General features: G+C 43.4%; 14 protein-coding genes and 3 pseudogenes. 3 read left to right on the top strand and 14 right to left on the bottom strand.

From position 1 onward, the window contains the following. Positions 1 to 193: pseudogene (locus PN470_RS02855) on the bottom strand (ISL3 family transposase); the annotation flags it as partial. 254 nt (positions 194 to 447) lie between these two features. Next, positions 448 to 1,737, bottom strand: a complete 1,290-nt coding sequence (locus tag PN470_RS02850) for a threonine/serine ThrE exporter family protein (RefSeq protein ID WP_103112431.1) — start codon at positions 1,735 to 1,737, stop codon at positions 448 to 450. Between the two features lie 436 nt (positions 1,738 to 2,173). Between PN470_RS02850 and PN470_RS02845 the strand changes: the two genes are divergently transcribed. Then, a complete protein-coding gene (locus PN470_RS02845) occupies positions 2,174 to 2,590 on the top strand; it encodes a DUF29 domain-containing protein (protein WP_103112430.1) in 417 nt (138 codons plus the stop codon). Positions 2,591 to 2,799: 209 nt separating this feature from the next. Here the strand turns inward: PN470_RS02845 and PN470_RS02840 are convergent, their stop codons facing one another. The 9 genes from PN470_RS02840 to PN470_RS02800 form a co-directional block, all read right to left on the bottom strand. Next, the gene (locus PN470_RS02840; protein ID WP_002742112.1) at positions 2,800 to 3,474 is read right to left on the bottom strand and encodes a DUF1345 domain-containing protein; all 675 of its coding nucleotides are present in this window, start codon (positions 3,472 to 3,474) and stop codon (positions 2,800 to 2,802) included. 221 nt (positions 3,475 to 3,695) lie between these two features. Continuing rightward, positions 3,696 to 4,586 (bottom strand): HMA2 domain-containing protein, encoded by an 891-nt coding sequence (locus PN470_RS02835; protein WP_271935181.1) that lies wholly within the window; start codon positions 4,584 to 4,586, stop codon positions 3,696 to 3,698. A gap of 9 nt (positions 4,587 to 4,595) precedes the next feature. Continuing rightward, positions 4,596 to 5,792, bottom strand: a complete 1,197-nt coding sequence (locus PN470_RS02830; protein WP_272103598.1) for an RNA-guided endonuclease InsQ/TnpB family protein — start codon at positions 5,790 to 5,792, stop codon at positions 4,596 to 4,598. Positions 5,793 to 6,167: 375 nt separating this feature from the next. Beyond that, complete coding sequence (locus PN470_RS02825) at positions 6,168 to 6,410, bottom strand: hypothetical protein (RefSeq protein WP_002742124.1); 243 nt, start codon at positions 6,408 to 6,410, stop codon at positions 6,168 to 6,170. A gap of 344 nt (positions 6,411 to 6,754) precedes the next feature. Further along, complete coding sequence (locus tag PN470_RS02820; RefSeq protein ID WP_002755198.1) at positions 6,755 to 7,042, bottom strand: DUF5132 domain-containing protein; 288 nt, start codon at positions 7,040 to 7,042, stop codon at positions 6,755 to 6,757. A gap of 36 nt (positions 7,043 to 7,078) precedes the next feature. Beyond that, a complete protein-coding gene (locus PN470_RS02815) occupies positions 7,079 to 7,363 on the bottom strand; it encodes a hypothetical protein (RefSeq protein ID WP_002742126.1) in 285 nt (94 codons plus the stop codon). Positions 7,364 to 7,401: 38 nt separating this feature from the next. Continuing rightward, a complete protein-coding gene (locus PN470_RS02810) occupies positions 7,402 to 9,624 on the bottom strand; it encodes a heavy metal translocating P-type ATPase (protein WP_272103596.1) in 2,223 nt (740 codons plus the stop codon). 124 nt (positions 9,625 to 9,748) lie between these two features. After that, positions 9,749 to 10,168, bottom strand: a complete 420-nt coding sequence (locus tag PN470_RS02805; protein ID WP_272103594.1) for a hypothetical protein — start codon at positions 10,166 to 10,168, stop codon at positions 9,749 to 9,751. Between the two features lie 424 nt (positions 10,169 to 10,592). Next, positions 10,593 to 11,549 (bottom strand): branched-chain amino acid ABC transporter permease, encoded by a 957-nt coding sequence (locus PN470_RS02800; protein WP_002773531.1) that lies wholly within the window; start codon positions 11,547 to 11,549, stop codon positions 10,593 to 10,595. A gap of 576 nt (positions 11,550 to 12,125) precedes the next feature. On the opposite strand from PN470_RS02800, the gene PN470_RS02795 reads away from it, so the two are divergent. Beyond that, entirely contained in the window at positions 12,126 to 12,698 is a 573-nt protein-coding gene (locus PN470_RS02795; RefSeq protein WP_002738103.1) for a manganese efflux pump MntP, read from the top strand. Positions 12,699 to 12,737: 39 nt separating this feature from the next. Here PN470_RS02795 and queC read toward each other — a convergent pair whose 3' ends face one another. From queC to PN470_RS02780, 3 genes and pseudogenes are all read right to left on the bottom strand, one after another. Beyond that, a complete protein-coding gene (gene queC, locus PN470_RS02790; RefSeq protein ID WP_002742134.1) occupies positions 12,738 to 13,415 on the bottom strand; it encodes a 7-cyano-7-deazaguanine synthase QueC in 678 nt (225 codons plus the stop codon). Further along, positions 13,415 to 13,777, bottom strand: a pseudogene (locus PN470_RS02785) (aspartyl protease). The gene queC and the pseudogene PN470_RS02785 overlap by 1 nt, the downstream one beginning before the upstream one ends. Then, entirely contained in the window at positions 13,774 to 14,091 is a 318-nt protein-coding gene (locus tag PN470_RS02780; protein WP_316578620.1) for a hypothetical protein, read from the bottom strand. Before PN470_RS02780 ends, PN470_RS02785 begins: the two are co-directional and overlap by 4 nt. Positions 14,092 to 14,359: 268 nt before the next feature. Between PN470_RS02780 and PN470_RS02775 the strand changes: the two are divergent. Further along, positions 14,360 to 14,549 (top strand): annotated as a pseudogene (locus tag PN470_RS02775) (transposase); the annotation flags it as partial. Between the last annotated feature and the right edge of the window lie 138 nt (positions 14,550 to 14,687).

Raw genomic sequence — 14,687 nt, 5'->3', positions numbered from 1 at the left:
GTTGACCTGAGAGCGGTAAATCTTTGACTAAATGTCGATGATTTTGGTGAAGTTTATCGCTCTCTAACCCACAACGAGGACAGGCTGCTTTTTTATTTTTCGATTCGATTCGGAAAACTATACCGATATTTTCTAGGTGTCAATAGCCTTGAATACAGGTTCCTTGTAGGTTCAAAAATTTGTCAAGTATCATAAGTAAAATAATCTCGTTTTCGGCAACTATATCAAATCTTAACTCAATTGTCTATCTTTTGGCATTAACCTGTTTGTGCCTTAAGTCCTTCCCTGTATGGATTTCAGCTACTTTTGAGCTTAGGTACTCTCATCGAATTTTATTTTAAGTTAATTATTCGCATAACAATTCCCGAAGAGCCACAATGCCAAGCTCTGACAGCAGATAATTGACACTCTGGTAATTTCTTTAGAGGAAATCACCCTAAATCCTTTCTAAAAATTGGGTTGGCGTTGAAAGCGTAAAAGGATAGGTATAGCTAACCCAATGGGAATAGCTAAAGTCATTAAAAAAGCTTTTGTCATCATGCCTAGGGTGGTGGCAAGTAATAAAGAACTAGCATTCTCTGGTATGGTCATAATCTGAATTAAGCCGCTTGCTGCTTGAAACGCAAAGATTCCTGGTACTATTCCCACTACCGCCCCAAAAGCGATTACAGCCGGTGGCGCATGAAAACGATGAGAAAAATAAAGCGCCATTGTCCCAACAATAGCAGAAGCAATTAAATTACCCCAAATAATACCTGGTCCATGGTCAATACACAACCATCTTACCCCATGTCCCACCATGCCACAGATAATGCAAGCCCATAACATTTTCGGCGGCACATTAAAGAAAATGGCGAACCCCATAGCCGCTAATCCAGCAAAAATAACATCTTCAAATAGAGGCAAGGGAGAAACAGGATTACTGACAGGCAGCAAGGCGTTTGTAACCGTTGTCGAGAGAAGTAAACCAAAGGCGATTGAACTAAGAATCACCAAACTATACTCTAGACGTGCCATGCCCATGGGAATATGATTCTCGACTAAATCTAAGACTCCATTAATCAGATGAACCCCCGGTACTAACATCATCGACGGGATGAGAAAACAGATATTAGGAGTAGAACTCCATCCCAGTGGGCCTGCCACTCCCCCGATACATCCCCCCAAAAAAGCAGCTAAAAAATTAAGTAAAAAAGGATTAAAATGCCTTTTCCCCAGTTCTTGCCGTAAGATAACGCCCACTGCTGTAGCAATTCCCGTAATCACAAAGGAAGCCCAGTCTCCCTGAAAAATACGGGCTAAACTTGCCCCTGTAAGGCCTAACATCAGAATAATGAACCAGCGAGGGTAATAAATAGGAGGATATTTATCGATCTTTTCTAATTTCTCGATTAACTCAGTCAAGGTTAAACGATTTTGCTGAAACTTTTCGATCGATAAAAAAACCTGAGTAATTAAAGCCATATTAACGGCAATGCTGGTGATGGGACGACTAAAGTGTGAGGAATATTCATTTTCACTCTTTACGGTTAGTTTAATGGCTTCATATTCACAATATACCCGGACTTCTACCCCGAATTTTTCCGCTAATTGTTGAATGGTTTGATGCACTCGTTCGGTGGTGGTACTGTGCTGCAATAAGATGCGGCCAGTTAAGAGCATCAGGTGAAAATAATCGGGAAAAGACGGAGATTTAGGGGATAAATAGGATTTTGAGGTGAAAGGATCGCACTCCACTTTGGTTTTTCTCCTTTTTTAATTAGAAATTAGACTTTGTGAAAAACCTACACTTGTGTCATCATACCGCACCTACATCTAAAAGAGTTGACTCTTCCAACCTGATGGAGCAAACTGTATAGTAAAATACGAATTGGATTTTGGATTGTCTGTTGGGTTCCAGTTTTAGGATAAACCTCGAAAATGGGATGCTCCCCCCAAATAGACATTTGCCTCGTTTAAGGTTAGACTGAGCTTAACTGGAAATATTTGTCTTTGCTTATGTAAGTCGGGACTAATAAAGCCGCTGCTAAGTACCTAAGCAAAATTAATTACACATATCTAACCACCTCTTACCTCTTGCCTCTTGCCTATCTTCACTAGGAAATTAATTTTGCACGACTACTTATCTATATTTGTATAGTTTTTTTATTGCAATCTAACAGGAGTTTAACTTATGAGTCAGATAGCTATCGATAAAATTTACGAGACAGATTTCTATCAATGGACAATGAAACAAGCCCAAGCATTAAAAGAACAAAATGTCCAAGAATTGGACTGGGAAAACCTGATTGAGGAGATCGAAGCTTTGGGACGTAGTGATTATCAAGCAGTGGTCTTCTTACTAACTCGAATTATGCAACACTTTCTGAAGATTGATTATGCTAATAAGCCTGAGTGTAATCGCCATTGGCAAGCCGAAATCAAAGCTTTCTCTAACACTCTTAAGCGTCGCTACAGTCCATCAATGAAGCCTAAGCTAGAAGTAGAATGGCAAGGGATCTATTCGGATGCAGTTGACCTGTATTTGATTGACTCTCCCCCTTCTAACATCCCTGAAACCTGTCCTTATCATTTTAATGATTTATTTTGATGCCAGAAACTCACCTTGATTTCTTAAAACTTAGGCAATTCCACAGGCTAGAAGCCTGTTACACACAGGTTATATTTACCTCGTTTACCTCGTTCCCAAGTTCTACCTAGTAACGCCATTTTCAGGTTCTACCTGGAGAATGATATATATGAATAAGGCAGAGCTTTGGAACCAGAATACACAGGTTATATTAGAAGTCTGTTTCACCATTAAATGAGATTAGAAATTATGTTTACCACTAAACCGATGACTACTGCTACTAAGATAAAAGAGAGGATGGAATGAAAGAGTGTCATGCGTCGCATCGCAACACTTTCAATGGATACGTCCGATGTTTGGTAACACATAGCGATAGTAAAAGAGTAATACATGAAATCCCAATAATCCACCAGTTCTTGATTGGGAAAGTCTAAACCTTTGCGGTAAGCGGATGAATCTTCTGCGGATAGTTCATCGTAGTAGAGTCTGGCATAATACAGAGCGAAAAAAGTATGTACCAGAGTCCAAGACAAAAAGATCGCTAATAGGGATAATCCCATGTGCAAATTCGTCAACAAGGGAGACCATTGCTTCGAGTTGTTGAGCAATAAAGAAAGAGCAATTAACCCCATACCAGAAAATAGCAGCACAGCAAATAAAGTGCTAATACCCTTGGGTTCTTGCTGTTGAGACAAGCGAAAGGTATCTTCCGCAGTCGCTTTGGACATTTGCACTGCTAAAACACTCAAATAACTTAGTATCGCTAGATCGTAAGCCAAGAGAAACCGCAATTCCTGGTAAAATTCTCCCGTGATTAAATAAACGAAAATTGCCACTGTCAGCGTGAAGAGAAACCGGTTGATGGGAGAAGTCAGCCGAAAAATCATTTTTTGCTTGGCGGTCATTTTTAAGAGCCTTGATTTTCACAGATCTAGTTTAGTTGAAACGGTATGGGTTTCTCAGGATAGCCTAGCAGTCAATTCTCCGGTGAGAGCAGACAACTGGCCCCTCTTTTCCCTTCGGGTAAAAATTCTCGATCGAATTGGCAATTTAGTCCTAGACAAGGCCTAATCAATTGCGCTCCTCGTACCTGAAATAGAGACTGCGAGCCTGTATTTTGGAACTTTTAAAGGTATTTGCGATATTTTTTCAATCGAGCTTCTCCAATAACGGCTAGACGCTGCACATCGGCAAGGCATTGCTCCAATTCGGCGATCGCCTGCCTTTGCCCCGCTGCCAACTCTTGCCATTGTGCCTCAGACTCTGGGGTTTTGGGGAAGGCCACCAGCGCACCACTGCCGGTGCTGGCAGCGCAATCTATGGTTGCCGGACTGTGGACGTACCACCGCCTCAGCCAAGCTGAACCGATCGCTGCCACCGGCTGTAAGGCGGCGAGGCAGTCTTCTAGTTTCTCGATTGATTCAGCCTGCTCTTGACACTGGCGCTGCCAAGAATTGACGGGTAAGGCTTCCAGCTGCCGATAAACTAAAGTTTGGCTCGTTATCTCGTTTAGAGGAATTTTTTCATCTTTACTTTTCCCTGTCTGGGGACTGACCACTGTTTCGGTCTGTTCCACCTTTGCATCGGCCAGATTTTCCCTCACCGGCAATTTTTCTTCTGGGGGACGAGGAACTTGTTTTTTCGCCTTGAATTCGGCTTTTTGGGGGACTTCTGCCCCTGGGTTCGCTGAAGGTGCGGCCTTGCCGATCGCAGTTGCCAGTTCTTGCTCTAATTGCGCGGGAGAAATTTTCCCTTCAGCAAAGGTGACAATGATTGAGTTAGCCAAGGGGTTAATGCGGACGCTGGTAACGCTTTCTAGAGCAGCGATCGCTCCCTGGAGAATATTTTGTCCTGTTAGGTTTTGGCGCAGGAAAGGGACACGCAAGCGGATTCGCCCAGGAAGTGAGCTAACCACTTGATAGGAGATTGGGGGGGTAGCATTTGTGGAAAATTCAGACGTGCCACCAAATAGCATATTGACACTCCCGTCGCTAAAAGCGAAGGATTCTTGGTTCATAGAGTTTCCTTAATCTGGCAGGACGTATCCAGCATTCGCCAGAGGGAATCTCTCCCCAAGCGTATTAGTTTCGGTGTGTCCCACCGTACTTAGTCCCTTTTTGAGAATGTTGATAGCGGCGTTAATGTCTCTATCTTCTACATAACCACAATGGGGACAAGTATGGGTTCTCGTAGATAGAGATTTAGGGACTTTTTGACCACAATTAGAACAATTTTGACTCGTGTTATGGGGGGCTACTGCTACCGTAGCCTTACCATATTTAAAACCAAAATATTCTAACCATTGTCGAAAAATAGACCAAGCCACATCATTAATAGATTTAGCTAGTCTAGAGTTTTTTACCATGCTTTGAATATTTAAGTTTTCGTAGGCGATGAAATCGTTAGATTTAATGACGCGCAATGCCTCTTTTTCGACAAAGCCTTTACGTTGCCTACTTACTCTTAAATGCTTTCTAGCATATCTCTTTCTAGCTTTTTGGTAGTTGTTTGATTGGGGTTGACCTTTTCTAAACTTTTTAGATTTCTTCCGATTCAGTCGATTTAATCTTTTTTCTGCCTTGCGATAGTATTGCGGTATCTCTACCGTTTCCCCATCACTGTTAGCGTAGAAAACTTTTAAACCTACATCCAATCCCACACATCTTTTTGTTGGTTCTAGGGGTTTAGCATATTCCCGAATATCAACGCTAAGACAGAATTGGACATAATAACCATCCGCTCGTTTAACAATCCTAACTCGTTTAATTTGGTCAATAGGGTAAAAGTTTAGGTCTCTAGTTCCTTTTAGTTTAACCGTGCCAATGTTTTTCTTATCTGTAAAAGTGATTTTCTTTCTATCCTCCGATAATTTCCATCCAGAGTTTTTATATTCCACAGAACGATTATTTTTCTGAAACTTGGGATAACCTTTTTTACCTTTAACCTTTTTCTTACAATTGTCATAGAAACGAGCAATAGCTGACCAAGCTCGTTCTGCCGATGCTTGTCTGGCCGTAGAATTTAGAGTATCGACAAACTTGAACTGCTTGGCGAGAACTGCACAATATTTATTGAGAGAATATTTATCGATTTTGTCTTCTCTCTTGGCATCCATCCAAAGCCTTAAAGCCTTATTACGGATGAATTGTACTGTACGAATAGCTTCATCAATGGCAGAACACTGACTTGGTTTGACCACGGCTTTCGTTTCTAAGACAATCATTGTTTATCAACCTCAAACAACTTATTTTATCTTAACCTTTAGAGCATCGGATTGTCAAGATTTCAGTGAACATTGAGCTTTTACATTGAGCTTTTACATCGAAGCCCCTCGAAATGTGTCGAAATGTCGTGCTTCGTGTCACTGAGCTTGTCGAAGTGCTGTTTTATACTGGTCGGGGTTTCATCCCGTCGCTAAAAGCGGGGGTCTTTACCCCGACATTCAAGATAAATCTCCGCTGCTCACCAAGACATTGACTGCGAATTCCTTGAGTGCGACGACGCAATGGTGTCCGAAATATCCTAACCCACAGACTAAAAATTGATCTAGTTTTAAGTTGCCATTACTGAAGTTAGGAGAGTTCACATTTACCTCTGACTAATTTTTAGTTTCTGGTAAAAACTGAATGATATGTTTTCTAAATTCGTCAGCGACTTCTTTCGCCTCTTCTAAATACTTTTCATAGCGATGGGGATCTTGTAAAATATTAATTCCCCCTTGATTAAAGTCTTTTTTTTCTGCCCATTCTCGGGCAATTTCTTCAATGGGGTCGCAACAGAGATGAAGTGCCTTCTCAACGATTAGCTCTTTCAAATGTTCGTGCATATATTCTCGGGTCATTGTTGAACTACTCCTTAAGTGTGGTCTGCTGAAAAAGTTTTTCGTGGGGGCAGGGTGTAGGGTGTGGGGTGTAGGGTTTTACCCATTTTCATCTGGTAAATTACCTAATTTTCGGGGAAAAAGTCCCCGAATTTTCGCCCCGATCACTCTCGGCTGGAACTTTTTGAGGTCAAAAAAGTCTAAAAGTCTTATCCAACAAGTTTTTTAGATTTATTCAGCCAACCCTAATTAATTTTGCTTAGGTATTTGATACTTTCCTTGAGATTTTAAAGGAGGGGGCTAAGAGAATGCCCCCCTACAAAATTGCAGTTATCGAGTGGGTTTCTCGATCGGTCAATTAGGGATTAGGATTGGGACGTTTCCTCTACGGAAGTGATTTGAGTCGTATTTCTTGCCGCCTCTGTTTCCGCTTTCGCTTCTGCCACTAAATCTTGCCAAGATTGACCAGCTTCGGCAAAAGTAGCTTGCAGTTTTTCACTAGCTTCCATCCCTAATTTGATCCCGCTTTTGGCCGCATTGCGACCTGTATCTGTAATGGCTTTGCCGGTCTGGGGACTAACTAAACCAACTAGGGAACCCAATACTAAAATTGCGACGACTCCAACACCGCCAACAACCAGTAATTCTTCCATAAAAACCTCCTGAATGAGTTGTTCACTATTAACTGTCTATTTTTCGCTAGTTGCCTTAGCTTTTTTAGCGGTTCTGATTTCGGCCTGTGCTTCCGCTACCAGATCGTTCCAGGATTCGCTGGCCTCAGCTAGATAGGTTTGCACGGTGTCAGCGGCCTCTGCACCCCACTTGATTCCCTGTTTAGTCATGTCGCGCCCGGTTTCGGCGACCTTTTCCCCAGTTTCAGGGTTGCTTAAGGCCCCAATAGCGGGGGCAATCGCCAGTGCCGCCAAACCAACCCCTAGGGCGAAAATCGGTTCAATACCTAATAAAAATTCCATGAGACCTCACAAATTTGCTCGATTTTGGATTTTGACTGTTAGACGTTCGCCGCATCTCGATAGGTCGTCTTCTCGCCACCGAGGGCCGGGCGCAAGCCGTTCAGTCCGGCTAAAATTGCCGAACCATTATTGATGATAATCGCTAGGATCGGATCGAGGGCAAAGAGGACCCCCACCGCCAGCGCCCCAAAGTTAGGAATTCCCACAATTAAGGCATTTTGGTAGATAATGTCCATCACTTGCTTGCTGATCTCGATCGCATGGGTCAAGCCGCTGAGATCGTTATCCATCAGTACCACGTCGGCAGTTTCCCGAGCGATGTCGCTCCCTGCGGCAAAGGAAATCGAGACATCGGCATAGGCAAGAGCGGCCGAGTCATTAATGCCATCGCCGATAAAGGCAACGGTTTTCCCTTGCGCTTTCAGTTGCTGCACCACTTCCACCTTCCGTTCTGGGAAAGCTTGGGCGTGGACCTCATCCCGGCGCATTCCTAACTCTTGGGCCACCGCATCCGCTACCTGCTGCACATCGCCGGTGAGCATATGGGTGCTGATTCCCTGCTGGTGTAACTCAGCAATTACCCCGGGGCTTTCGGTGCGGATCGGATCGGCATACATGATAACGCCAATTAGGATGCCATCCCGGGCCACATAAGCCAGAGAAACGCCTCCCGTCTTAAACTGCTCGCTGGCACTAATGTCGATCCCTTCCGTTTTCATAAAGCGGCTGCTCCCCACCAGTAGCTGCCGCCCTTGGATTTGGGCGACCACTCCCAATCCAACCCGATAATCCCACTCCTCGCAGGTTTTCGTTTCCGTCCCCTGTTGTTGGGCCTGTTGGACGATGGCATGGGCAACGGGGTGGCTCAACCCCTGTTCCGCCGAGGCCGCCAGACAGAGAATTTCTGCTGGGGTAACTCCCTCGGCGGTAACTTGAATGTCGGTGACGGAAGCATTGCCCTGGGTCAGGGTTCCCGTTTTGTCAAAGACGACGCAATCGACTTTTGCCAACATTTCGATCGCCCGGCCGCTGCGGATGTAAACCCCGGTCCGGGCAGCGTATGTTAATCCGGCTAAGACGGCGGTGGGGACAGATACGCGGATGCCAGTGCCGAAGTCGAGGGTGATAATGGCCGTTGTCCGGGCTAAATCTCCCGTGAATGCAAAAATGCCGGCCCCAATCAGTAGGGTGGGCAACACGGCAATGTTGGCAAATTTGGCGGCATAGTTTTCTACGCGGGTGTCGTGGACGGGAGCGGCTTTCATCAGTTCTACGACTACCCCGGCGCGGGTATTATTCCCCGTCCTTTCCACGAGAATTGCCAATTGTCCCTCTACTAACAGGGTGGAAGCATAGACCTCATCATCTACTTCCCGGTGGACGGGAACCGATTCTCCCGTCAGTTTCTGTTGGTCAATTAGTCCCTGTCCCCGGATAATCTTGCCGTCGATGGGAATTAAATCTCCCGGATAGACGATGACGAGATGGCCTTCTTTTACGTCTTTGAGGGGAACTTGCACTTCTACGCCGTCCTGTTCGATCCAGGCATATTTGCCCAAACTGTCCAGTAAATCTAGGGTCTGACGTTCGCTGGAGCGAGCGGTGACATCGCGAATTACTTCCCCAGATTCGATCAAACTGATCATGAAGGCGGGGGGAATGAAATGGCCCTGGGCGGCGCTGAGGGTGATGGCAAGGGAGTCGAGGAAATCGACAGTCAATTGTTTTTCTTCGCTGATGCCTTCCCAAGCTCGACCGTAGGCGGGCAGACAGGCGGCTAAAATTAACCCCCCAACGAGCAAGGGGGGGAGTTCTAGGGGAACGGCGACAAGAGCGAGGGCTAAACTGGCAGCGGGAATGCCCAACCGCTCCCAATAGTTAATTTCGTGGGATGTGGGTGCTGTCGCTGCCTTGGTGGTTAGGAGATAGCCGCGATCGGCTTCTTCCATCGAGAGTAGGATATATTCCCGTAGTTGTTCGGGGGAAATTTCCTCGTAATTGTATTCAATAATCAGGGATTCAGCCGCCTCATTGCAGCGAACTTGTCCGATGACATTACTATCCTCTAATATTGCCACTAAGTTGCTGGCATAGTCAGGATCGTAACCCAGGCGCTCGATCTTGACCCGCCAGCGTCCTTCGAGGGTGTGAAGGAGTTGATAGTCTTGGGAAAACCTGTGAGCTTCGGGGACAATTGCCGCGGTTTCGTTAAGTATGTCCGGTTGGACAATTACTTTTTCTGCAGTATCTGTGAAGGTCATCTTGATGGGTGTTGATTAGTATATGCTTGACACTGGCATGAACCATTTTTTATTGTCAGGAGGGAAGACGGGGAATCAATCCAGAACTCGTGTCTGCAAGCAGGCTGTCTGTACTTCGTCGAGATTAGTGGCAAACCCCAGTATATTTGACATTACCGTGCTGAAGTTTAAAGACGCGATCATTGTTGTCTAAACTAAAGCTTAGAGGAGTACCAGCTTGACTCTTGCCTTTAAAGGTATTATTGCCCTGATAGGTTGTTAGAGCTAGTCCCACGGGTTGCATTTGTGGGGGAGTGGCCGCTCCAAAGGCATCAATCGTGATAGATTGATGTTCTTTGTCGATAATCACCACGTCTGCTTCGGCAATGTCCGTCACTGATTCCACTATTGTTACGGCAACGGGCCGTTTTCTCTGGATCGATGCGTCATCAATGACAGAGGTATAAAAATAGATTTTCGTTCCTTTGTCTGTCTTCCCCCTAGCAACGCAGAGAATGCCATTTCCTAGACTGGGTGCTTGGGCTAAAACAGGCTTAATGGACAAGCTGGGCAAGGAAAGCAAGGTTACAGCTGCTAACTAAGAGTGCGGCTTTGTTAGGAATTTTTAACATTTTTCTGCAAGGGGTAAATTAACTTCCAGTCATTGTAATAAAAAAAGTGAAATTTTGCCATAGTTTTGAGACGGATCGTTTTTTTTCTCACTGGGTAGTGATTCGCTAGTAGTAGTGATCCGTCTTGCTTATTTGGTATAGCTTGACACAAAACTTAATTTAGGAGTTACAAAGGTGAGATACTTCCTTCTCGGATTTGACTAGCTTGAGAAAATGTGGAGAGATTAAGGATGACTCCCTGAAGAGTCATCCGCGTACATATTTATGAGTTTTGAAAAATAAGAAATAATCTTGAAGTTCCATAATTAATTACCTTTGATTTTCCCGCTTATTTATTAACAATTATATCTGCTGTAATTAGGAATCAACTTCTTGACTAGAAGAGGAACCTCTTTTAAAAGGAATTAGTTTTTTGATTAATTCAGGTGTGATTAAGCCTTGGGGATAAAAAATGGTTCCCAAAACAATTAAAATTCCAAAAATAATCAAACGACCATCGCGCAAGAAATTCCCCAACCAAATTGGTAAACCATTCACGCCGCCGAGGGCGCGTAAAACTTCGGGCAAAGCAGTTAAAACAATGCCTCCCACCACTGGACCGATAAAAGTTCTTGAACCACCAATTAAAACGAAAGCCAAGAAAATAATACTGGCATCAAAAGTGCCTTGACGGGAATTCCAAGTATTGAGAAAATGGGCGCTTACCGCCCCCACAACTGCCGCTAAAACTGCCCCGAAAGTGAAGGATAAAACTTTGTGATAGGTGGGATTAATTCCCATAGCCGCAGCTGCCAATTCATCGGCACGAATGGCATTAAATGCCCGACCAATTTTGATGTTTTCTAACCGGTAGAGAAACAGCATAGTTAGGAATAAGAGGGGCAAAGCCAGCCAAAGGTAGGCTAATTGAGTGGTGAAAGGTTGGGGAATGGCGAAAATACCGACTGCACCACCAGTTATCTCGAGATTAAGGGCAATAATTCTCAAAATTTCTACCCAGGCGATCGTGGCAATAGCTAAATAAATACCTCGCAAACGGAGAACAGGAATACCTAAAACTATGGCTAATATTCCTGAAATAATGCCAGCAACTAACATTTCTAAAAAGACCAAAGTAAGGGGATAATTGCTACTGGTATTAGTAAAAACTTTCGTGGAAAGAATGGCGGCTACATAACCACCTAAAGCGTAAAAACCGGGGGTTGCTAAGGATAATTGACCAGCCATTAAGGGCAGATAAACTGAAAGGCCTAAGCTGGCTCCAAATATCATGGAAACGATTAAAAAACCATAGGTGTTAAGAAAATCAGCCATATTTTCGGTGAGCGGTTATTGGGTGTTTAAGTTACTGGAGTCAATTAGCTAATTTTATCACCGTTTTCTCCCCTCTGATTCTCTGGTAATTCTCGAAATTATCATAATTTTTTACTTGGTACTTTTCCTATAGGGTAGCGTTCGCCACCTGAAAAGCAGACGGGATGATCGATGATGGGAAAAAGTATCTTTCTTAACTTTGTCTGGGAAAAAATTCAGGGGAATTCACGAAACAGCAGCATTGGTTAGTTAACTCCGAAAACTGGTTCCTCAAACTGGTTCCTCGGACTCCTCTGGCTGAATTTCCCGATAAAATCGCAGTAACGGGCGAAAAAGTCCTAGAAGCTGAGGATAGCATCAGTTTTACCCCAGAAGCAATCCATCAGGTACAGGCGATCGGTGAGGAACCAGTAATGTGCTTCTAAACGTTTTCAATTCGCTCCTCTCACTAATCGAGCAGTGAATTTTTAGGTTAGAGAAATGATAGATAAATGAGAGGATTATGAGACAAATATGAAAGTTTTCTGAGGAAAAATTAGTTAAGATAAGGGGAAATTAAAGGATAAACAACTATAGATGTTTACTTCACTCGAACTTTTGACCATTTCTTTTGTAGCCGTGGGATTAGCCGCCGATGCCGTGGCCGTTTCTCTGACCAGTGGCCTGATGATTCGTCATATTCATGTTAATAAGGCTTTGAAAATTGCTTTGTTTTTTGGGGGATTTCAAGCGATTATGCCGATGATCGGTTGGGGTATCGGTCTAACCTGTCGGGATTTCTTCGCCTCTTTTGACCACTGGATCGCTTTTATTATTTTAGGGGTGATCGGCAGTAAAATGATCTACGAAGCTGTTCAAAATGATGATGAGGAAAAAAGGTTTAATCCTCTAGATTCCTATACTTTAATCGGATTAGCGATCGCTACTAGCATCGATGCTTTAGTAGTTGGTTTGGGTTTATCGATGATTAAAACTCCCTTACTTTTAGCTTGCACTATTATCGGTTCCATTACCTTTGCTTTATGTTTTATAGCTGTTTTTATCGGTCATAAATTCGGTAATTTATTTAGTCAAAAGGTGGAAATTCTCGGCGGTTTAGTTTTAATATTAATCGGCAGTAAAATCCTTATTGAACATTTAATTGCCTAGATTATCTCCCTTTTTCACTATCCTCCCTATTTTCCCCGACTATTTCCATAGGCGAGTGGCTAATTCGGGATAGCCAGCCTCAATTAAAGCCTGATCTCTGATACGACAGGAATCGCATAAACCACAGGGTTTAACTTCACCTTGATAACAAGACCAAGTATCAGCAATGGGAACCCCTAAACTAACAGCACGACGGACGATATCTACCTTACTATCCATCACCAAAGGGGCAATTAATTGGGGTGCTTTACCTTCTAAACCCGCTTTCGATGATAAATTAGCTAAAGTTTGAAAGGCCTCTAAATACTGGGGACGACAATCGGGATAACCAGAATAATCCACTGCATTAATTCCTAGATATATCGCCTCCGCTGCCCTTGCTTCCGCTAAAGAAAGAGCGATCGAAATAAAAACTGTATTTCTCCCCGGCACATAGGTAATCGGGATAATATTCGGGTTAATTCCCTCTTGGGGAATAGCAATAGATTGATCCGTTAAAGCGGAACCTCCCCACAAAGATAGATTGACTTCGATCAGATGATGTTCTTTAATATTGAGGAAATTAGCAATTTTTTTCGCCGCTGCTAATTCCCGCTCGTGTCTTTGTCCATAACGAAAAGAAAGGGCAATTAATTGATAACCAGCTGCTATAGCGATCGCTGCTGTTGTCGCTGAATCTAATCCCCCGGAAAGTAAAATAATCGCCTTTTTTGTCATTATCCTAATGTCACCTGTGTTTGTTGATAATTAGCTACTAAGATAAATTGTTTTAGCCACCGCGAAACTAACAAAATCTCCTGAATTGCCTCCCCTGCAAAAACGGTAATTTCCTATTCCTGACCATCAATTCTTACTCTGCCTAAATATATATCAAAAAATGCTTCTCCTTGGACGGTTATCAATTTATTTTGTCGCAAAAAATGCCAATCAAGACTGTCAGCATCTTGACTATTTATGGCTAAAAACTCGGTAAAACCCTTATCCAGCATAACTTCTGCGGGTAGAATCAATCCATCATCGCCAACTAAATCAATATCAAAATAAATTTGTCCTTTGGTTCCAAATCTCCCTGCAATCATATTCTGCCACTAACTCCAGTTTCATTAATGCCAAAGATATGATGGATTTTGTCGGGATATTTTGCCCTTGCTTTTTTACTGGCCACTTCTTGATCGGGATCGATAAAATAATCGCCGCTATCGGGTTCGATCGCAATGTACCAACCATAATAATGTTTCATTAACCGGGGCTGTAAACTCTGAAAAATCGGCCAACAACGATGATAAAATTCTAATTGTCGGGCGCGATGTTTGGCCTTTGCTTCCTCTGTAGATTGAATCTCCGGAAAAACTCGACCACGACGCACTACTCGTTCAGAATTGTTGTTAGACATAGTAAGTAATAGGACAAAATTAACTTCTTGGTTAGGATAGGCGTAATTAGTCACAGTAAGAAGCAGGGATTATTGAGAATAAAGTAATCCTTAAGCCCTAGGTGGAGAACGCTCGCCGGCTAACAAGTTGAAAAGTTCCTCAACCGCATTTGGCTCTTCTAGGTTCTGTGTGAGCATGGTACAATAGTAACACGGAACAGAAGGTGGGTTATGTGGATAAATTTTGATCAACTCCTCGATTTATCAAATGTAACAGTGGTCAATGTTCGTAGATCTGGACAAGAAAATTTGACTAGATGTGATTAAAGGACATAAGCAAGATGAATTGGGAATCCTTAAAAGCACAGCCAGAAACAGTTCGGGAGAAGGTGAAAGAAGTGAGCGTCGATATGTGGTCAGGATTTACAGCAGTGATCAAGGAATTATTTCCCAATGCTAAAATCATCTATGACCGTTTTGACTCTTTTGGATTTGGTGGGTAAAATGTATTCTAAGATACAGTCCTGCTGGCGAGCGAGTGGAAGGAACCACAAAGACACAAAGGACACAAAGATTGATCGATCCTGTGTAAGTTAAACTTATCACACAGAACCTAG

Origin of the sequence: Microcystis sp. CS-574 (genome assembly GCF_028329095.1) — a bacterium.
Classification (GTDB): domain Bacteria; phylum Cyanobacteriota; class Cyanobacteriia; order Cyanobacteriales; family Microcystaceae; genus Microcystis; species Microcystis ichthyoblabe_A.
This window is presented reverse-complemented; position numbering and strand designations above follow the sequence as displayed.

Bases quoted from the DNA above. Each gene is read 5' to 3' on its own strand.
- PN470_RS02845 (WP_103112430.1), top strand. From the start codon at position 2,174: ATGAGTCAGATAGCTATCGATAAAATTTACGAGACAGATTTCTATCAA.
- PN470_RS02840 (WP_002742112.1), bottom strand. From the start codon at position 3,474: ATGACCGCCAAGCAAAAAATGATTTTTCGGCTGACTTCTCCCATCAAC.
- PN470_RS02835 (WP_271935181.1), bottom strand. From the start codon at position 4,586: ATGAACCAAGAATCCTTCGCTTTTAGCGACGGGAGTGTCAATATGCTA.
- PN470_RS02830 (WP_272103598.1), bottom strand. From the start codon at position 5,792: ATGATTGTCTTAGAAACGAAAGCCGTGGTCAAACCAAGTCAGTGTTCT.
- PN470_RS02825 (WP_002742124.1), bottom strand. From the start codon at position 6,410: ATGACCCGAGAATATATGCACGAACATTTGAAAGAGCTAATCGTTGAG.
- PN470_RS02820 (WP_002755198.1), bottom strand. From the start codon at position 7,042: ATGGAAGAATTACTGGTTGTTGGCGGTGTTGGAGTCGTCGCAATTTTA.
- PN470_RS02815 (WP_002742126.1), bottom strand. From the start codon at position 7,363: ATGGAATTTTTATTAGGTATTGAACCGATTTTCGCCCTAGGGGTTGGT.
- PN470_RS02810 (WP_272103596.1), bottom strand. From the start codon at position 9,624: ATGACCTTCACAGATACTGCAGAAAAAGTAATTGTCCAACCGGACATA.
- PN470_RS02800 (WP_002773531.1), bottom strand. From the start codon at position 11,549: ATGGCTGATTTTCTTAACACCTATGGTTTTTTAATCGTTTCCATGATA.
- PN470_RS02795 (WP_002738103.1), top strand. From the start codon at position 12,126: ATGTTTACTTCACTCGAACTTTTGACCATTTCTTTTGTAGCCGTGGGA.
- queC (WP_002742134.1), bottom strand. From the start codon at position 13,415: ATGACAAAAAAGGCGATTATTTTACTTTCCGGGGGATTAGATTCAGCG.
- PN470_RS02780 (WP_316578620.1), bottom strand. From the start codon at position 14,091: ATGTCTAACAACAATTCTGAACGAGTAGTGCGTCGTGGTCGAGTTTTT.